Source organism: Streptomyces sp. NPDC086766, from assembly GCF_044746005.1.
In the GTDB taxonomy this organism is placed as follows: Bacteria; Actinomycetota; Actinomycetes; order Streptomycetales; family Streptomycetaceae; genus Streptomyces.
In genome coordinates, this window is sequence record NZ_JBIVBI010000003.1 from 266,105 (window position 1) to 284,930 (window position 18,826).

The following is an 18,826-nucleotide window of genomic DNA, read 5'->3' on the forward strand; positions in this document are numbered from 1 at the left end:
GCGCCATGGGGCTCGGACTGCTGACGGCGCCGTCGGCCGCCGCCCGGCTGCTGCCCGCGGCCCCCCGCGCGCTCGCGCGGGCCGCGGCGCCGGCGGTCGGGGTGGCCGCCGGGGCGCTGGCGGGCACGGCACGCGTCGGCGTACGGAGCGCGGACTCGGCGGCGCGGGTCGCGCGGGTGGCCCGGCACGCGCTGCCCGGCGGGGGAGGGCACTGGCGGTCGGGCGCACGGGCGCACCTGGCACTGCGGCCCGCGGAACCGGAACAGGTGCGGCGTGCGGGCGGCCGGGACCACCTGGCACGCCGGATCGCCGATGCCCTGGCGGAGCATCCGGACGTGGCCTTCGCGTACTGGGACGAGGGACTCGCCCGTCTGGTGGTGACCGTGACCGAGGAGGAGCTCGGCGACCGGGTCGTGGACCACGCGGCCGAACTCGCCGAGCAGCACGGGCTGGTCCTCGCGGGCGGCTTCCCGGACGAGGTGACGCATCCCGCCGACCCGGCCGGGGTGCGCACCGCCTCCGCCACCCTCGCGGCCGACGTCACCGGCATCGTCGCGGGGGTCACCGCGTACGCCCTGCGGCTGCCGCCCTCGCCCCGGATGGTGACCGCCGCGGTCACGCTGCTGCGGGAGAACCCGCGCTTCCGGGCCTGGCTGCACGCCCGGCTCGGCGGCGACCGTATGGACCTGCTGCTGGCCTGCGCGAACGCGGCCGCCCACGGCGCCGGCCAGACCCCCACCTCGCTGGTGCTCGACGGAGCGCTGCGGGCCTGCCAGCTCGGTGAGACGGTGGCCCGCCTGGCCGCCTTCGACGCGGTCCACGACGAGCTGTGCGCACCCGACCGGGTCAGTGTCGCCGGGAACGGCTCCCCGCGCCCGCCGCTGCGGGTGTCCCCGGCCCAGGAGTACGCCACCCACGCCTCCGCCGGCAGCGTCCTGGGCGCCGCGGCGACGTTCCTGGTCAAGCACGAGGGCGCCGAGGCGGCGGAGGCGGTGCTCGCCGGCTCTCCCAAGGCCGCGCGCTACGGGCCCGCCGTGTTCCACGCGCTGCTGAGCGCCGCCCTGTCCCGGACCGGCGTTCTCGTGCGCGACCCCGAGCGGCTGCGGCAGCTGGAGATGGCCGACACGGTCGTCCTGCACCCGAGTGCGCTGCGCACCGAGGACGGCGAGGCCGATCCGTGGGTAGAGCCGGTCATGGACGCGGCGCGCCGGGCCGGGCTGCGGGTCGTCGTCGTGGACGACCCCGCCCTCGAGGACTTCACCGCGCTCGCCGACCAGGTGGTCGACGTGCGGCGGCCCCTGGACGACGTCGTGTACGGGCTGCGCGGTGCGGAGGGCACCGTCGTCGTGGTCGCCCGCATGGGCTCCGCCGACGAGCACGACCTGCTGGCCGGGCTGCGCGGCGGCGACGTCGCCGTCGCCCTCACGGACCGGGACGGCGCCGTCGTGTGGGGCGCGGACCTCCTGGCCCTGCACGGACTGCCCGACGTGTGGCGGTTGCTGACGGCCATTCCCCCCGCCCGCGAGATCGGGCACCGGTCGCAGACCCTGGCCCGTTCCGGAGCCGCGCTCTCCGGTCTGCTGGTGGCCATCGGCGAGTCCAAGGGCGGGCGGGGGAAGCGCGCCGTGCTGCCCGGCCTGCGGCACGCGCCGGTCGACCTCGGCGCCGCGGTGGCCCTGCTGTCCGGGGCGCGCGCCGCCTTCGGCGTGGCGACCGCGCGTGCGCCGCACCCGCGACCGCGCGTGCACTGGCACGAGCTGGCCCCGGACGAGGCCCGGCTGCGGCTCGAGCGGGAACCGGGCGCGGTGCCCACCCCGCTCCAGCGGGCCGCGGCCCGGATGCGCCGGGCCGTCGACAGCGTGACCCGGCACCCCCTGATCGCCCCGGCGCGGTGGACCGTGGAACTGGGCGGGGCCGTCCGCGGCGAACTGCACGACCCGCTGACCCCGGTGCTCGCCGTGGGCTCGGCCGCCTCCGCGATCCTCGGCTCCATGGTGGACGCGCTGCTGGTCGTCGGCGCCCTCGACCTCAACGCCCTGGTCGGCGGCATCCAGCGGCTGCGCGCCGAGCGTGCGCTGTCCGGGCTGGTCGCGGAGCAGAAGCGGAAGGCGCGCGTCGCACCCCCGGAGACGGAGGCACCGGCCGGCGGCACCCTGACGGTCGACGCCGGCAAGCTCCGACCGGGCGACGTGATCGAGCTGAAGGGCGACGACGTGGTGCCCGCGGACGCCCGGCTGCTGTGGGAGGAGGGACTGGAGGTCGACGAGTCCGCGCTGACGGGGGAGTCCCTTCCGGTGCAGAAGCAGACCGACCCGACCCCGCACGCCCCGGTCGCCGACCGGCGGTGCATGGTCTTCGAGGGCACGACCGTGGTGGCGGGCCAGGCCCGGGCCGTCGTGGTGGACACCGGCGAGCGCACCGAGGCCGCCCGCGCCGTCCACCTCGCCGCCCGCAGGCCTCCCGCGGGCGGTGTGCAGGCCAGGCTCCAGGAACTCACCGGCAAGGCACTGCCCCTGACCCTGGCGGGCGGCGCCGCCGTCACGGCTCTGGCGCTGCTGCGCGGTACGGCCATCCGCGAGGCGGTGAGCGGCGGTGTGGCCGTCGCCGTGGCCGCCGTACCGGAGGGCCTGCCGCTGGTGGCCACCGTGGCGCAGCTGGCGGCCGCGCGGCGGCTGAGCCGGGGCGGGGTCCTCGTCCGCACCCCGCGCACGCTGGAGGCGCTGGGCCGGATGGACACCCTCTGCTTCGACAAGACCGGCACGCTCACCGAGAACCGGCTGCGCGTGGTGCGGGTGTCCGACGCCGGCGGCACGGTCCGCCGGGCGCGCGACGCGGCCTCGGCGGACACCCTGCGTACGGCGGCCCGGGCCTGCCCGCGGCTGAACGGCGGCCCCCGACCGAGTGGCGGGCCCCAGCCGGACGGCGGCTCCGACCGGCCGGTGCACGCCACCGACGAGGCCGTCCTGGACGCGGCCGGCCGCGACCCGGACTGGACGCAGCTCGAGGGCCTCGCCTTCGAGGCCGCCCGGGGGTACGCCGCCGCCGTGGGCCGGGTCGCGGACGGCCCGCGCGTGCTGGTGGTCAAGGGCGCCCCCGAGACCGTACTGCCCGCCTGCGCCGGCCTCCCCGCCCACGCCTCCGAAGCCGCCCACGAACTGGCCGGCGCCGGGCTGCGGGTCCTGGCGGTGGCCGAACGCCGGCTCGGGGAGGACGAGGCCGGGACGGAGGCCCTCGAAGAGCCGCGGGAGCTGGTGTTCACCGGGCTGCTGGCGCTCTCGGACGTCCCGCGCGAGACCTCCACGATCCTGGTGAACGGACTGTACGAGGAGGGCGTACGTCCGGTCATGCTCACCGGCGACCACCCGCAGACGGCCCGGGCCATCGCCACCGAACTGGGCTGGCCCGAGGACACGATCGTGGTCACCGGGGACGAACTGGCCGCCGCCGACCGGTCGGCCAGGGCGCGGATGCTGCGCGACGCCGGTGTGGTCGCCCGCGTCGCGCCCGAGCAGAAGCTCCAGGTGGTGGAGGCGCTGCGGGACGCGGGCCGGGTGGTCGGCATGGTCGGGGACGGCGCCAACGACGCGGCCGCGATCCGCGCCGCCGACATCGGCGTCGGCATCAGCGCCCGGGGCTCGGCGGCCGCGCGCAACGCCGCCGACATCGTCCTCACCGACGGCGACCTGACCGTCCTGATCGACGCGATCGGCGAGGGCCGCGCCCTGTGGCACAGCGTCGCCGACGCCATCGCCATCCTGATCGGCGGGAACGCGGGCGAGGTCGGCTTCGGCCTGGTCGGCACCCTGCTGTCGGGCACCGCGCCGCTGTCGACCCGTCAGATGCTCATGGTGAACCTGTTCACGGACCTGTTCCCGGCGATGGCCGTGGCGGTGACACCGAAGGAGGATCCGGCGCAGGCACGGGCCGGGTCGCCGGAGGACGTGGCCGGCGGGGTCCTGGGCGACCCGCTGATCCGGCAGATCCGCCATCGCGCCCTGACCACCTGCCTGGGTGCCGTCACGGCCTGGCTGATCGGCCGCTTCACGCCGGGCACCGCCCGCCGTTCCAGCACGATGGCGCTGTGCGGGGTGGTCGGCACCCAGCTCGCCCAGACCCTGCTCGACCGGCGTGGCAGCACCCTGGTCCGGGTGACGTCGCTGGGCTCCGCCCTCGTCCTGGTCGCCGTGGTCCAGACCCCGGGGGTCAGCCGCCTGATCGGCTGCACCCCGCTCGGCCCGGTGGCCTGGACGGGCGTCGCGGCCGCGATCGCCCTCGCCCTGGCGGGCCAGCGGACTCTGCCCCGCCTGGAAGAGACGATCGCCCGGCTGCTGCCGACGGAGCGCGCGTAGAGGCAGGGGCGGCCACGGCTGTCAGCGCACGGCAGCCGGGCGCGGGCCGATCACAGCCGTGTACCGCCGGCCGCCGACCGCAACCGCCCCTCGGCGGACAGCCCGGGCTGGCAGCCGGCCGCAACGAACCACGGGAGGCCGGCGGCAGGCGTGGGACTTTGGGGGGGCGCCGATGCAGCCCGGCGGCCGTTCCGCTTCGGCCGCCTCCGGGGGACAGCCGGACCAACAGACGGCGGCGGGGGTACGTAGGACGTCGGGGCCGCCGCCGCAGCCAGCCAGTCTGCGTCCGCAGCGGGCTGACAGTGACTCAAGCCGCCCGTCGGCGAACGGCCGGGCAGCCCCCGCCTCACCCTCCTCAAACGGACCGGTGGTACTGCTCCGGCACGTGGACCGAGCCGCCCAGTTCGCGGGCGGCGTGCTGGGCCCAGGTCGGGGTGCGGAGCAGTTCGCGGCCGAGGAGGACCGCGTCCGCCTCGCCGTTGGCGACGATCTTCTCCGCCTGCTCGGCGTCGGTGATGAGCCCGACGGCAGCGACCGGCATCGGCGTCTCGGCCTTCACCCGCGCCGCGAACGGCACCTGGTAGCCCGGCCCCGTCCGGATGCGCACCGAGGAGGCGTTGCCGCCGGTGGAGACGTCGAGCAGGTCGACGCCGTGGGCGTGCAACTCGGCGGCGAAGCGCACCGTGTCGTCGGCCGTCCAGCCCCCGTCCTCCAGCCAGTCCGTGGCGGAGATCCGGAAGAACAGCGGCTTGTCCTGCGGCCACACCGCCCGGACGGCGTCGACGACCTCGAGCGCGAAGCGGACGCGGTTCTCGTAGGAGCCGCCGTAGGCGTCGGTGCGGTGGTTGGAGTGCGGGGAGAGGAACTCGTTGATCAGATAGCCGTGGGCGCCGTGGATCTCGGCGACCTCGAAACCGGCGGCGAGGGCCCGGCGGGCCGCGTCGGCGAACCGGGCCACGATCCGCTGGATCTCCTCGACGGTCAGCTCGGAGGGCACCGGGTGCCGGTCGTCGAAGGCGACGGGGCTCGGCGCGACCGGCTGCCAGCCGTGCGCCTCGGGCCCCACCGGCGCGCCGCCCGTCCACGTGCGGTCGGTCGACGCCTTGCGGCCGCTGTGCGCGAGCTGGATCCCGGGCACCGTGCCCTGGCTCCGCAGAAAGCCGGTGATCCTGCGGAATGCCTCGGCCTGGGTGTCGTTCCAGATGCCGAGGTCGTACGGGGAGATCCGGCCCTCGGGCGACACCGCGGTGGCCTCGACGATGATCAGACCCGTGCCGCCGGCGGCCCGTGCCGCGTAGTGGGCGAAGTGCCAGTCGGCGGGGGCGCCGACCGACGGGCCCTCCGGGGCCGCGGAGTACTGGCACATCGGGGGCATCCAGATCCGGTTGGGAATCGTCACTTCGCGCAGGGTGTAGGGCTCGAAGAGCGCACTCACGGCGGACTCCATTCGTCACGGGGCGTCACGGGCCGTCACGGGTCCTCGCGGAACCTGGGGCCGACTCGTACGATAGTCCTCGTAGTACGGCAGATGTCAAACTACGATGGTTCTCGTAGGATGGGGCCCTCGTACGAAGTGGAGCCGACGTGACCCTCTCCGCCCCCGGCGCCGGCAGCCGGGACCTTCCGCACCCCGCCCGCGAGGAGATCCGGCTCGAAGCCGTGCTGCACGCGCTGTCCGATCCGCTGCGGCTGCAGATCGTGCGGGAGCTCGCCGCCGACGGCGACGAGCTCTCCTGTTCGCAGTTCGTCCTGCCGGTGACCAAGTCCACGACCACGCACCACTTCCGGGTACTGCGCGAGAGCGGAGTGGTGCGGCAGGTCTACCGGGGCACGGCCAAGCTCAACGGCCTGCGCCGGGACGACCTCGACGACCTCTTCCCGGGCCTGCTCGACTGCCTACTCGCCGCTGCCGACCGGCAGGCCCTCCGCCTCGGCGGCGGGTGAACCGCCCTGTGAGGGGAGGTGGTTGAAGAGCAGGTTGAGCACGATCGCCGTCAGGCAGCCCGCGCTGATCCCGCTGTTCATCACCGTCTGGAACCAGTCCGGGAACTTCGCGTAGACCGTCGGCACGCCCACCGGAAGCACCCCGACCGCCACCGACACGGCCACCACGGTCAGGTTGTTGCCGCCCTTGAAGTCGACCTGCCCCAGGGTCCGCACACCGCTCGCCGCGACCGTCCCGAACATCACCAGGCCCGCACCGCCCAGCACCGGAGCCGGGATCGCCGCCACCACCGCGCCCAGCTTCGGCAGCAGTCCGAGCAGGACCAGAATGCCGCCGGCGGCCGCGACCACCCAGCGGCTGCGCACCCGGGTCATCCCGACCAGGCCCACGTTCTGCGCGTACGCCGTGTAGGGGAAGGTGTTGAAGACGCCGCCGAGGACGGTGGACAGGCCGTCGGCCCGCAGCCCGTCGGCGAGCGCGCGCGGCTGGACCTTCCGTCCGGTCAGCTCACCGACCGCGATGAGGTCGCCGGTCGTCTCCGTCATCGTCACCAGCGCCACGACCAGCATCGACACGATCGCCGACGCGTGGAAGGCGGGCGTACCGAAGTGGAACGGCGTGCTGATCCCCACCCAGTCGGCGTCCCGGACCCCGCCGAAGTCGGTGAACCCGAACGGCACCGCGACCGCGAGGCCCACGGCGATGCCGATCAGCACCGCGACCCGGCTCAGGAACGCCGGCGCGAACCGCTGCACGCCCAGCACCACCGCCAGAACGAAGGCCGCCAGAGCCAGGTTCCGCGGTGCGCCGAAGTCCTTCGAGCCGACGCCTCCGGCCGCCCAGTTGCCCGCCACCGGCAGCAGTGAGACCCCGATGATCAGGATCACCGTGCCGGTGACCAGCGGCGGGAAGTACCGCAGCAGCCTGCCGAACACCGGCGCCAGCAGCATGATCGCGAGCCCGGCGACGATCACCGACCCGTAGACGGCGGGCAGCCCGCCCCCCGTGGTCCCGATGAGCACCATCGGCGACACGGCCGCGAAGGTGCAGCCCTGCATGATCGGCAGCCGGACGCCGAAGCGCCAGACGCCTATGCACTGGATCAGCGTGGCCACGCCGCACACCATCAGGTCGGCGGTGATCAGATACGCCAGGTCGGCGGGCGACAGCTTCATGGCGCCGCCCACGATCAGTGGCACGGCCACCGCACCCGCGTACATCGCGAGCACGTGCTGCAACCCGAAGGCGGCCAGCTGCCGTAGGGGCGGTACCTCGTCTACGGGATGCACGGGTGCGGTCGTGGCCATGGGCGCTCCTGGGCGGCGGTGGGCGGGAGGACTCGAACAGCACGAGACCGTAAGACGCTTGAACAGTTTGTTGATTTCCGGAGTGTTGCCGGTCTGTGTCATGCCCATTCGAAGCCGGTCGACCTCACCGGAGCCCGGGTTCGATCACATCGCCGTGCGCGCCGCCGTGAGCAGGGACTCCCAGTCCGGCAGCTTGACCACACCGCGCCCCAGCGAGGCGCCGAGCGCCGCCTCGGCCCGCTCGATGGCCTGCCATCCGGCCCACCGGACCGGCTCGACCCCCGCGGCCCGCAGCGCCGGAAGGGGGTCCGGGGGGTCCGGGGGAAGCTGCCCGCGTACGAGCGCGGGCGCGTCGGCGAGCAGCGAGGCCACCGTCTCCTTGGCGCACGGGCGGTTGGTGCCGATGACACCGGTCGGGCCGCGCTTGATCCAGCCGGCCACGTACTCGCCCGGCGCGATCGCCCCGTCGAGCAGCACGCGCCCCCGCGCGTGCGGCACCGTGCCGCTCTCCGCGTCGAAGGGCAGCCCCTCCAGGGGCACCCCGCGATAGCCCACCGACCGCAGCACGAGCTGCGCCTCGACGTCCTCGTACCGCCCGGTCCCCGTCACGCCGCCGCGGCCGTCCGGGGCCGTCCGCTCGAACCGCACCGCGCCCACCCGGCCGTCCACGGCGAGCAGCCGGACGGGGCGGAGGTGGAAGCGCAGCCGGATCCGGCGGGCGGCCTCCCGCGGTGGCGCGGCCGCCCAGCCGCGCAGCACCTCCACGTTGCGGCGCTGGGCGGCGGGCAGCGCCGACGGGTCCGCGTACGCCGGGTCCGGCGCCAGCTCCGCGGGATCGACGAGGACCTCGGTGTCCGGCAGCGCGCCCAGTTCGCGCAGCTCCTTGGTGGTGAAGCGGGCCTGCGACGGTCCTCGCCGGCCCACCATGTGGATCTCGGTCACCCGGCTCGCGGTCAGCGCGCTGAGCGCCGCCTGCGGCATGTCGGTCCCGGTCAGCTCCGCCGGGCCGCGGGCCAGGATGCGGGTGACGTCCACGGCCACGTTGCCCACACCGACCACGACCGCGGTGCGCACCCCGTGCAGGAAACCGTCGTCCACGGCGTCGGGGTGGGCGCTGTACCAGGACACGAACTCGGTCGCCGACCAGCTGCCCGGCAGTTCCTCGCCCGGGATCCCGAGGTGGCGGTCGGTCGCGGCGCCCACGCAGTACACCACCGCGTGGTACAGCTCCCGCAGCCGGGCGGCGGGCAGCCCGCCGGGGCCGCCGACCCGGACCCCGCCGAGGAACCGGACCCGCTCGTGCTCCAGGACCGCGCGCAGGTTGTTCTGCAGGGACTTGATCTTCTCGTGGTCGGGCGCCACGCCGTAGCGGACCAGCCCGTACGGGCACGGCAGCCGGTCGAGGACGTCGACGCACACGGAAGGGTCCTGATCGACGAGGCCCTGGGCGGTGTAGCACCCGCTCGGCCCCGAGCCGACGACGGCGACACGCAGCACGGCGGAACTCCTTACCCCGGCGGATCGCAGGAGATCGCTGATGGCACCAGCATGGCACCGACCGGCCCGCCTCGGGAGGGTGCCCGCACCGGGGCGTCCGCGTGTCGCGCACCCGATCCGGGGGGAGCGCGTTACTCGGCCCGGCCGGCCGGCCGCCGGTCCGCGGCCTCCGTGACGTGTGCGGCGTCCGTGGCGAAGAAGCGGGAGATATCGGTCGAGCAGCTGTCACCGGGCGCCTCGGCGTCCTCCGGGAAGCCCATCTTCCAGTCGAGCCGGTAGCGCTCGAACAGTTCCGCCCGCAGCGCCGGCACCGGCATCGGCGCCCCCGGCATCAGGGCCGCGTACACCGACCCCATCAGCAGGGCGCGCAGCAACGGATAGTCGGCGTCGACGTCGCACGAGCCCCGCCGGACGACGGTGTCCCGCAGCAACTGCGACAGGCGCTGCTGCTCGGGGCACTGGACGAAGCCCTCGGCCTGCAGCATCCCCGCCATGTGCTGGCGCATCAGCACCGGCCGGTCGCGGGCCAGGCCCAGGATCGCGTCGATGGCCCGGGCCAGCCGCTCCCGGCCGTCCTCGGTGTGCGGCCGGCGCTCCAGCGCCTCCTCCAGCGTGCGGTGCATCAGCCGGTGGACCGCGGACTGCACGAGCTGGCGCTTGCCGGGGAAGTAGTACGACACCAGGCCCCGCGCCGACCCGGCCCGGTCCGCGATGTCGCCGAGCGTCGTCGCGTCGTACCCGCGATCGTTCACCAGTTCCACGGCCGCCTGCAGGAGCCGCTCCCGGGAACGCCGCCGCAACTCTTCATTGACCGAGGCGCTGCGCGGGGACATGCTGTAACTCCTGCGTTGACTGGCTGCCAGCCAACTATACTCAACAGGAGCAGGACCGAACCCCTCGCGGGGGTGCGTTCGTGCTGCCGTCCCGCCTCGGGCGACGCGGGGGATCGTCCGAGGCGGGCGTTCTTTCGCCCGGATGGTCGCCTGAGGCTACTTTTTCGGCCGCCGGCCCGGCGCCCGGCCGCCCCGGCTCAGGCGGCCCGGCCCACCAGGTCGAGCACCGGCCGCAGCGCGTCCGGCCGCTCGGTCACCGGCAGAGGGTCCACGAAGTGCACCGCGCACCCGAGGGCCGCCGCACCGCCGTCCGCGCGCCGGTTGTCGCCGACCATCAGCACGTCCCGGGGCGCCGCGCCGAGCGCCGCGCACGCGGTCGCGAACAGCCGCGGGTCCGGCTTCCGGGCGCCGTGCTCGTACGACAGGACGTACGCGTCGACGTAGGCGTCCAGGCCGTGCGCCCGGAACACCGGGCGCAGGTCCCAGCCGATGTTGCTGACCACACCCACGCCGATCCCGCGCCCGCGCAGCGCGCGCAGCACCTCGGCCGCGTCCGGGTACGGGGCCCACGCGTCCGGCGTCATGTGCCGGTCGTACAGCGCGGCGTGCAACGCCGGGTCGGGCAGCGCCACTTGGCGGGAGAGGGCGGTGTAGGCGGCCCGGTGCAGCTCCGGACTGCTGTCCCGGAGCTCCCACGTGTCCGCGGCCTCCTCGGGCAGCCGCGCCGGCGGGTCCCCGCCCGGCAGCGCCCCGGCCTCGTCCAGCGCCCGCGCCAGCCCGAGCAACTCCCCCTCTTCCAGCGGAAGTCCGGTCTCCTCCAGCACGGCGCGCAGCCAGGACTCGGTGGACTCCGCGCGGAAGAGGGTCCCGGAGAAGTCGAAGAGGACGGCGGCCATGGGGCGATCCTAGGAGCCGCGTGGGCCGTGACGGGCGAGTTCGGGCCATGAGCGGTCGTACGCGGTCACCGCCGCGGCCACCACCGTCGCGCCCAGCAGCCAGCCGCCCACCACGTCCGAGAGCCAGTGGACCCCCAGCCAGACCCGGGTCAGGCCCACGCCCACGACCGAGACCGAGGCCACGGCCCACGCGGCGCGACGCGGGGCGCACCCTGCGCCGAAGCGGTGGAGCAGCCACAGGAGCAGGCCGCAGACCACCGTCGCGGTCATCGCGTGACCGGACGGGAAGGCCGCGTAGTGGGCGGAGTCGACCGGATCCGGCCAGCGCGGGCGGGGGCGGCCCACCGCGGACTTCAGGCCCTGCTGCACCAGCGCGGCCAGAGCGCCGGCGGCGGCCAGCCACAGGGCCGTCCGCCACGCCGAGCGGCGCCAGGCCAGCCATACCGCGACCGCCGCGCCCAGCAGGCGCATCGTCAGCGGGTCCCACACCCAGTCCGTGAGGATGCGGAAGATGTGCGTGAGGCCGCGTTCCTGCACCGCCCAGTAATGGGTGGTACGGGCGACGCTCCCGTCGACGGCCGTCAGCGGGTGCCAGCGGATCGCGACCAGGGCCAGCAGCAGCGCCGAGCACAGACCGAGGGCCGCCGTGACGCGGCCCGCGGCACCGCGGCGCGTCATGCGGGGCGGGGAGTCGACAGGCGTGGGCTGCATGATGCGATCCTCGCCGCTGGGGCGAGCGGGAAACGCGCGGCCCGGCCCTCGTCCCGCACTTCTCCGTCCGGGCTTCCGGCGCCGGCGCCCCGCGGTGTCAGCCGAGCGCCCTCAGGCCCGGTACCAGCGCCACCAGCACCGGAATCACCGGCACCAGCGACGCCGCCGCGGTCAGCCGCAGCCGGCGGGCCGCCGTGAGTCGGTCCGGGGGAGTGAGCAGCCGGTGTACGCGCTGCGGGACGTGCGCCTGCGGGGTGGGGCAGGGGCCGAACACACCCCGGTCCTCGTTGAGTTCGACCAGCGCGAGCGCGGTGGTCAGCCGGCCGAAGCGGCGCGAGGCCATGTCGTCGGCGGAGAGTTCGACCAGGCGGTGCATCTCGTCGCGGAACGCGGCGAACACCGGCACCCGCGGAAACCCGTCCGCCAGCGCGGCCGAGCAGTGCAGCAGCCAGTCGTGGCGCGCCTGCGCGTGCCCCTGCTCGTGCGCCAATACGGCGTCCAGCTGCCGCCCCTTGAGGCGGCGCAGGGCGGCCGTGGTCACCACGAGCCGGGGCGGTGCCCCCCGCAGCCACCAGGCGTCGGGCCGCTCGCTCTCCAGCACCACGAGCCGCTCGCCCCCGGGCTCCTCGCCGGGCAACCTCGGCGCGCGCACGAGGAGTTCGACCCTGCGCAGCCGGCGCCGCGCCCGGGCCCGTACGACCTCGCGGACCAGCATGGCCGCGCTCCACAGCCCGCCGCAGGCGAGCGCCACCGCGGTCGTCGCCGCCCACGGGCCGGTCGTGCCGAACGCGTAGGCCTCCACCACCGCACGCGGAGCGGTGCCGAACACATGGCCGCGCAACCCCTGCCAGGCGGCCGCCGCGCTGAGTGTCATGGACAGCGCGCAGCACAGGAGCACGGAGGCCACCATGCACTGCCACGCCCACAGCGCGAGCACCGGTTCACGGTCCGTCCAGTCGGCGCGCCCCAGCAGCCGGGGAGCGGCGACGGCGGTCAGTGCGCCGAGCAGCAACAGCACCGCGGGGACCATCATGCGAGCACCTTATGAGTGTCCCGTCGCCCACGGGTACGTCTCCCCGCGGCGAAGTGACACAGACCACGGCCCCGTCGACCGGTCTCGGAGCGGTCTCACCCGGCCCGTCGACCGGTCTCGGAGCGGTCTCACAGGGTCAGCAGCATCGTCACCATGGCGATGCCCATCGACAGCCGGCACGCCCGCGCCAGTTCCGGCCGGTCCCCCCACCCGACGGCGGCGCCGCCCCGGGCGACGGGCCCGGCGGGGACGAGCCGCACGCCCGACACCAGCACGTATCCCGCGAAGTACAGCAGCAGCGCGCCCGTGACCAGGGGGAGGCCGGACCCGCCGTGCGCGGGGTGGTGGCCGCCGGGCGGGGCGGCCATCACGACGGCCATGTAGACCATGGCCAGCGTGCCGACCAGGTGGTGCAGATGGTGCGGACTGGTCCGGGCGGCCCACAGGGCGCGCAGCGCGGCCCCGGCGAACACCACCGCGTAGGCGGGCCAGGTCCACGCGGGCGGTGTGAGCACCGCCGTGGGCACGGCCATGGCGGCCATGCCGAAGCCCATCAGCGCCTCGCCGCCCGCGGCACGGCGCTGCTCCTCGACGGCGCTGCGCGTCCGCAGCAGGCAGTACGCCCCGCTCGCCGCGCACAGCGCGAACAGCAGCCAGCCGGGCGAAGCCGGTCCGTGCACGCCCACCTCCCCGTTCGTGCCGCCGGTTCGCCGCGTGGCGTCCGGCCGGTCGGTCGAGAGATGCCCGGGCCATGCGGCGCGCACGCGAGCGCAAGGGTGTACACGGGGGGCACCCGAGGGGAGTGCGGCAGGTCACGCGCGTACAGCGAGGTGATTTACAAGTAAAACACCTGTTAAGCTTGTGGGCATGAGCAGTGCGACCCCCACCCCCTCGACCCCGCGCGCCCGGCGGCTGCCGCTCACCGGCGTGCTGCGCCTCGGCCGTCCCTCCGACATCTGGTTCAAGCCCGCGCTGAGCGTGGTCGCCTCGGTCGCACCCCCCAACCTGATCCTGCTCGCCCTCGGCCGGCTCGACCTGGCCATGTACACGATGGCCGGATCGCTCTGCGCCCTGTACGCCCACAACCGCCCCTACGCGGCCCGTGCCCGGGCCCTGGCGCAGGTCGTGCTCGGGATGGTCGGCGGCCTCGCCCTCTGCCTGCTCACCGCCTCGCTCACCGACGACGCGGTCGTCCTGGTCACCGTCGGCGCCGTCCTGGCCGCCGTACAGAAGGTGGTGTGCGACGCGACCCGCATCGGGCCGCCCGGCAACGTCGTCCTCACCTTCATCAGTTCCGCCTCGCTGTTCGTTCCGCAGACCCTCGGCCAGGTGCCCGGCCATCTGGCACTGGCCCTCGTTGCGGGCGCCTGGGCCTGGCTGGTCGGCATGGCGCCCGGACTCCTGCGCCCGCACGGGCCCGAGCGCCGCGCCACCGCGAACGCCCTCCACGCGGCGGCCGCCTACGCCGCCACGCGCGGCACCGGTGCGGGCCATGCCCGGGCCCGTGCCACCGCGGCCGCCGCCGTCCAGGCCGCCTGGCAGACGCTGCTGTCCACCGGCGCCCGTGCCACGCCCCGGCACGCGCTCGGACGGCTCCTGGTACGCGCCGAGGTCGCGCTCTCCGCCCCCGCGGACACGGAACCCGAGCGGTTGCGCGTCTGGGCCCGTCAGCTGTGCGGCCGCGGCCCGATTCCCCGGGCCGCCGAGTCGCGGGCCGGCGCCGACGAGCTGCTCGGTGTCGACGCCGAGGCCGGCGCCCCGCACCGGCCGTGGTGGAGCCGGCTCCGCCCGCTCGCCCCGATCGCCGTCCGCACCGCCCTCGGCTGCGCGCTCGCGGGGTACGTCTCCCTCGCCCTCGGTGTCGGCCGCCCCTACTGGGCCCTGGTCACCGCCGCCTCCCTCTACCAGGCCAACATCACCCTCACCTGGAGCCGGGGCGTCCAGCGCGTCGTCGGCAACCTCGTCGGCGTCCTCGCCTTCGCCGCGATCGCCCCGCTCGCGCACCTCGGCGCGGCGGCCCTGGTCCTGTGCTGCCTCGCGCTCAACTTCGGCGCCGAGGCCCTCATCGGCCGCAACTACTGGCTCGGCAGCGTCTGCGTGACCCCGATGGCGCTGCTCATCACCGAGTTCGCGGGCTACCAGCAGCCCGGCGAACTGATCACCCAGCGGGCCCTGGACACCCTCGTCGGCGCCCTGGCCGGCTTCGCGGCCGCCGTCGCCGTCACCAACCGGCGGGCCGGCGACCGTGTCGAGCACGCGCTGACGGCCGTCGACCGGGCCCGCGAACAGGCCGCCCGCCTGCTCGCCGAAGCGCGTCCCGCGCCCGCCGCGCTGGAGTCCGCCCGCCGGGGCCTGGCCGCCACGCTGGTGGAACTGCGCGCCACCGTCGACGCCGCGTCCGGCGAGTGGTGGCAGCGCGCCCTGCCGCACGAGCGGGTCGTGCTCACCGAGCAGTCCGGACACCGTACGCTCGCCGCGACGGCACGACGCCAGGGCCTGCACACCCGGGCGGGCACGGACATGACGACGGAGGACGTACGGCCATGACGGGGAACGACGGACGGCCGACGGACGACCCGCGGGGCGGAGGAGAGCGGGGCGGAGCCACCGTCGGCGGGGTGCGGGGCGACACCGTGGCCGCCGTCGTGCGGCAGTGGCGGGCTGTCCATCCCGACCTGGACACCGCCCCCATGGAGATCATCGGCCGGATCAACCGCTGCGCCGCCCTGCTCCAGCAGGCCGAGGACGCGCCGTTGCGCCGGGTCGGGCTGAGCCGGCCCGAGTTCGACCTGCTGGGAGCGCTCCGCCGCACCGGGGACGAGCTCACCCCCAGCGAACTGGCCCGGGAGACGTTCTCCTCGGGGGCCGCCGTCACCAAGCGCCTCAAGCAGCTGACCGAGCGGGGCCTGGTGGAGCGCCGCGGCGACACCCGCGACCGGCGCGTCGCCCACCTCCGCCTCACCGACACCGGACGGGAACTCGTCGACGGCGTCCTGCCCGAGCAGCTCGCCTACGAGAGAGCCGTCCTGGCCGGGCTGGAGACCGGAGAGCGCGACGAGCTCGCCGGTCTCCTGGGGGACCTGCTGGGGCGGCTGGAGGGCCGCCCGGGCGCGGGTCGGGGCTGAGCCGGTGCGGCTCGTCCTTCGCACTGCCGGGTGTGGGCCGGGGCCCCGGCCCATCGCGCCGGGGCGTCCGCGTCAGTCCCCGTCCCGGCCCGCCCCGGTCTCCTCCCGGGCCTGGTAGATGCCGAAGGCCGCGCCCTGCGGGTCCCGCAGCAGCGCGATGCGCGGGCCGTCCTCCTCGGCCGTCGGCTCCAGCAGGGCCTTGGCGCCCTCCCGCTGCGCGATCTCCGTCGTCGCGTCCACATCCTCGACCGCGAAGTACGGCAGCCAGTGCGGCGGCACGTCGGCCGGGATGCGGTCGCCCAGGGCCCGTACGCCGCCGAACTCCCCGCCGTGCAGGCCCCACTGCGTGTACCACTCCGAGGCGTTGACGCTCCAGCCGAACACGGTCGTGTAGAAGCTCCGCGCCCGCTCCGCGTTGCGGGTCACGAGCTCCACCCAGCCCAGCGAACCGGGTTCGTTGAACACCTCGGCACCGCTGAAGTCCCGCGCCTGCCACATCTGGAAGGCGGCGCCGCACGTGTCCAGCGCGACCACGAAGCGGCCCTCGTCGTACACGTCCACCGGCCCCTGGATCACCGTGCCGCCGGCGTCCACCACCTTGTTCGCCACCTCGTCGGCGTCCGCCACGGCGAACGAGACGTTCCACGCCACCGGCTGCGACTCCTGGTACCGCGGGATGATGGCGGCCACCAGCGAGTTCCCGAGACGCGCCATGGTGTAGCCGCCCGCCTCCGCGCGCAGGGCGGTCTGGGTGCGCCAGCCGAACACCGCCGTGTAGAACCGCTTGGCCGCCTCCAGATCGCTGGTACCCAGCTCCGCCCAGCAGGGCCCGCCGATCACCGGCTTGTCGAACTTCATGGCACTCCTCCGGAAAGGCCGCTCCCCTCAGCACGCTAGCCCTGGTCACCGACCGCGGCCAGCCGGAGCCGTACGTGCCCGGAACCGAGCCGGAGGCCCGCGCGGACGGTGCCGGAACCGATGCCGGAGGCCCGCGCGGATTGTGCCGGAGCCGTCGTGAGACCGCGTCCGGACCCGGGGACGATTCCCATCGCCCCGGCGCGAGCCGCGCCTCGCGCCCCCGCCGGGAACCGCCTGCGCGTCCTGTCGCGAGCTGCGCGTCAGATACCCGGCCGGTACCGCATCGGATGGTCGGACGGCACCTCGACCAGCACGACGGGCGTGCCGTCCGGGTCCTCGATCCACATCTCGACCAGTCCCCACGGCTCCCGCACCGGCGGACGCACGATCGGCACGCCGCGAGCCCGCAGCTCGTCGTGGGCCGCGGCCACGTCCGCGACCTGGAGCCACAGCCGCGCGGCCGGGGACGGCGGGGTGTCGGAGCGCCCCGACACCTCCAGGAAGCCACCGCCGAGGAAGTAGACGGTGCCGCGCTCCGCGCCCGTGCCGAACTCGCGGTAGACGGCGAGGCCGAGCTGCTCGCCGTAGAAGGCGCGGGAGCGCTCGGGGTCCGTGGGGCGGAGCAGGATCCGGCTGCTGAGTACGTGCACCATGCACCCGCACCCTAGCGGCAGGGTTACGCTCGTCACCGCTGAGCCGCGCCCGGAAAACCGAAAGGCACCCCATGGACACCGCCGTCACCGGACTCACCTTCCGCGATGCCACCGATGCCGACGTCGACACCCTGGTGGCGCTGATCGAGTCGGCGTACCGCGGGGACGCCAGCCGGGCCGGCTGGACCACCGAGGCGGACATCCTCCAGGGGCAGCGCACCGACCCGGAGGGTGTGCTCGCGGTCGTCAAGTCGCCCGACAGCCGGCTGCTGACGGTCGAGCGGGACGGCCGCGTGGTCGCGTGCTGCCAGCTCGAGCGCCGCGGCGCCCACGCGTACTTCGGCATGTTCGCCGTCAGCCCGGAGCTCCAGGGCGCGGGCCTCGGCAAGGTGATCCTCGCGGAGGCGGAGCGGCAGGCCCGCCTCACCTGGGACGCGCGGGAGATGCACATGACCGTGATCTCCGTGCGCGAGGACCTGATCGGCTGGTACGAGCGCCGCGGCTACCGCCGTACGGGAATCATGACCCCGTTCCCGTACGGCGACGAGCGCTTCGGCATCCCGCAGCGCGACGACCTCCAGTTCGAGCTGCTGGTCAAGGAACTCGGCCAGGACGTGCCCGGCGGGCACGCCCGGGGCCTCAGGCCGTGAAGCGGCCGGTGCGCTTGATCTCCGGGTAGTCGGTGGTCGCCCCGTCCAGCTCCAGGGCGCGGACGAGCCGCAGGTGGTCCAGGGTGTTCACGACCCAGCCGATGATCCTCAGGTCGGCCTTGCGCGCCTGCTCGACGACCTCCAGGGTGAGCCGCCGGATGTTGAGGCAGACGGTGGCGGCGCCGGCCGCAGTGGCGCGCTCCACGACGTCGGCGCCGTAGCGGCTGGCGATGAGCGCGGTGCGTACGCCGGGCACCAGGCGGGAGATCTCGGCGATCGCCTCGTCGTGGAACGAGGAGACCTCGACCCGGGACACCAGGTCGTGGCGGTGCATGACCTCGGCGAGTGCCCGCGCCGCGGCCACGTCCTTGATCTCGGCCTGCAGCGGTGCCCGCACGGCCTCCAGGACCTCCTCGAAGACCGGGATCCGCTCCCCGCGGCCGGCGTCCAGGGAGCGCAGCTCGTCGAGCGTCTTGTCGGCGATCGGACCGGTTCCGTCGGTCGTGCGGTCGACCTCCGCGTCGTGCATGACGACGAGCGCGCCGTCCTTGCTCAGATGCAGATCGAGTTCGATGGCGTCGAGGCCGGCCTCCTGGGCGGCGACGAAGGAACGGAGGGTGTTCTCGGGCTCGACACCCATGACTCCGCGGTGACCGATGGTAAGGAAGTTCAAGGTTCAACTCGCTTCCGTCGACGGCGGCTCGGCGCGCACGCGGACCGGACGGACGTCCTCCACGCGGCAGTGCCGCAGCCTAACGGCCCCGACCGGCGATGGACCCCCGCGTACGCGGGGCAGTGGGGTGACGGGCGGGGGAATGCCCGGCCGCCACGGGTGAGGTGGTCACCCGGGAGTGGGCGAGTCCCCGCGGGGTTGACCGACACCCCGACCGCGGCCCGACGGGCCGTCGCCGACGCCACCGCCGCGACGGCCATCCGCAGCCGACCCGGCTTGGGTATGGCCGAAATGCA

General features: G+C 75.0%; 16 protein-coding genes. 5 read left to right on the forward strand and 11 right to left on the reverse strand.

The genetic code is table 11. The features are described from left to right. The first annotated feature begins 5 nt into the window (after positions 1–5). Positions 6–4,349: an HAD-IC family P-type ATPase gene (locus ACIPM1_RS07055; protein ID WP_402430019.1), complete on the forward strand. Its 4,344-nt coding sequence runs from the start codon at positions 6–8 to the stop codon at positions 4,347–4,349. Positions 4,350–4,704: 355 nt separating this feature from the next. Here ACIPM1_RS07055 and ACIPM1_RS07060 read toward each other — a convergent pair whose 3' ends face one another. Beyond that, on the reverse strand, positions 4,705–5,784 hold the full coding sequence (locus ACIPM1_RS07060; protein ID WP_402430022.1) for an NADH:flavin oxidoreductase/NADH oxidase: 1,080 nt from the start codon (positions 5,782–5,784) through the stop codon (positions 4,705–4,707). Positions 5,785–5,933: 149 nt separating this feature from the next. Here ACIPM1_RS07060 and ACIPM1_RS07065 point away from each other — a divergent pair, with 149 nt between their 5' ends. Further along, complete coding sequence (locus ACIPM1_RS07065) at positions 5,934–6,293, forward strand: helix-turn-helix transcriptional regulator (protein ID WP_356180061.1); 360 nt, start codon at positions 5,934–5,936, stop codon at positions 6,291–6,293. On the opposite strand, the gene ACIPM1_RS07070 is transcribed toward ACIPM1_RS07065, so the two are convergent. The 7 genes from ACIPM1_RS07070 to ACIPM1_RS07100 form a co-directional block, all read right to left on the reverse strand. Next, complete coding sequence (locus ACIPM1_RS07070; protein ID WP_402430026.1) at positions 6,246–7,601, reverse strand: nucleobase:cation symporter-2 family protein; 1,356 nt, start codon at positions 7,599–7,601, stop codon at positions 6,246–6,248. The genes ACIPM1_RS07065 and ACIPM1_RS07070 overlap by 48 nt on opposite strands. Positions 7,602–7,745: 144 nt before the next feature. Further along, a complete protein-coding gene (locus tag ACIPM1_RS07075; RefSeq protein ID WP_402430029.1) occupies positions 7,746–9,098 on the reverse strand; it encodes an FAD-dependent oxidoreductase in 1,353 nt (450 codons plus the stop codon). A 131-nt stretch (positions 9,099–9,229) separates the two neighbouring features. Continuing rightward, complete coding sequence (locus ACIPM1_RS07080) at positions 9,230–9,931, reverse strand: TetR/AcrR family transcriptional regulator (RefSeq protein ID WP_402430032.1); 702 nt, start codon at positions 9,929–9,931, stop codon at positions 9,230–9,232. Positions 9,932–10,128: 197 nt separating this feature from the next. After that, positions 10,129–10,827 (reverse strand): HAD family hydrolase, encoded by a 699-nt coding sequence (locus ACIPM1_RS07085; RefSeq protein WP_402430035.1) that lies wholly within the window; start codon positions 10,825–10,827, stop codon positions 10,129–10,131. A gap of 9 nt (positions 10,828–10,836) precedes the next feature. Beyond that, a complete protein-coding gene (locus ACIPM1_RS07090) occupies positions 10,837–11,538 on the reverse strand; it encodes a phosphatase PAP2 family protein (protein WP_402430038.1) in 702 nt (233 codons plus the stop codon). 97 nt (positions 11,539–11,635) lie between these two features. Beyond that, positions 11,636–12,571 (reverse strand): M56 family metallopeptidase, encoded by a 936-nt coding sequence (locus ACIPM1_RS07095; protein ID WP_402430041.1) that lies wholly within the window; start codon positions 12,569–12,571, stop codon positions 11,636–11,638. A gap of 128 nt (positions 12,572–12,699) precedes the next feature. Next, positions 12,700–13,251, reverse strand: a complete 552-nt coding sequence (locus tag ACIPM1_RS07100; RefSeq protein ID WP_402430044.1) for a DUF5134 domain-containing protein — start codon at positions 13,249–13,251, stop codon at positions 12,700–12,702. 187 nt (positions 13,252–13,438) lie between these two features. Between ACIPM1_RS07100 and ACIPM1_RS07105 the strand changes: the two genes are divergently transcribed. After that, a complete protein-coding gene (locus ACIPM1_RS07105) occupies positions 13,439–15,118 on the forward strand; it encodes an FUSC family protein (protein ID WP_402430047.1) in 1,680 nt (559 codons plus the stop codon). After that, positions 15,115–15,696 (forward strand): MarR family winged helix-turn-helix transcriptional regulator, encoded by a 582-nt coding sequence (locus tag ACIPM1_RS07110; RefSeq protein ID WP_402430050.1) that lies wholly within the window; start codon positions 15,115–15,117, stop codon positions 15,694–15,696. Before ACIPM1_RS07105 ends, ACIPM1_RS07110 begins: the two co-directional genes overlap by 4 nt. Before the next feature lie 72 nt (positions 15,697–15,768). On the opposite strand, the gene ACIPM1_RS07115 is transcribed toward ACIPM1_RS07110, so the two are convergent. Next, the gene (locus ACIPM1_RS07115) at positions 15,769–16,554 is read right to left on the reverse strand and encodes a VOC family protein (RefSeq protein WP_402430053.1); all 786 of its coding nucleotides are present in this window, start codon (positions 16,552–16,554) and stop codon (positions 15,769–15,771) included. Positions 16,555–16,814: 260 nt separating this feature from the next. Then, positions 16,815–17,207: a VOC family protein gene (locus ACIPM1_RS07120; protein ID WP_402430057.1), complete on the reverse strand. Its 393-nt coding sequence runs from the start codon at positions 17,205–17,207 to the stop codon at positions 16,815–16,817. A gap of 71 nt (positions 17,208–17,278) precedes the next feature. On the opposite strand from ACIPM1_RS07120, the gene ACIPM1_RS07125 reads away from it, so the two are divergent. Next, positions 17,279–17,857: a GNAT family N-acetyltransferase gene (locus ACIPM1_RS07125; RefSeq protein ID WP_402430060.1), complete on the forward strand. Its 579-nt coding sequence runs from the start codon at positions 17,279–17,281 to the stop codon at positions 17,855–17,857. Here the strand turns inward: ACIPM1_RS07125 and ACIPM1_RS07130 are convergent. Further along, positions 17,847–18,530: a glycerophosphodiester phosphodiesterase family protein gene (locus tag ACIPM1_RS07130; RefSeq protein ID WP_356180022.1), complete on the reverse strand. Its 684-nt coding sequence runs from the start codon at positions 18,528–18,530 to the stop codon at positions 17,847–17,849. The two genes, ACIPM1_RS07125 and ACIPM1_RS07130, sit on opposite strands and share 11 nt — an antisense overlap. Positions 18,531–18,826 lie beyond the last annotated feature (296 nt).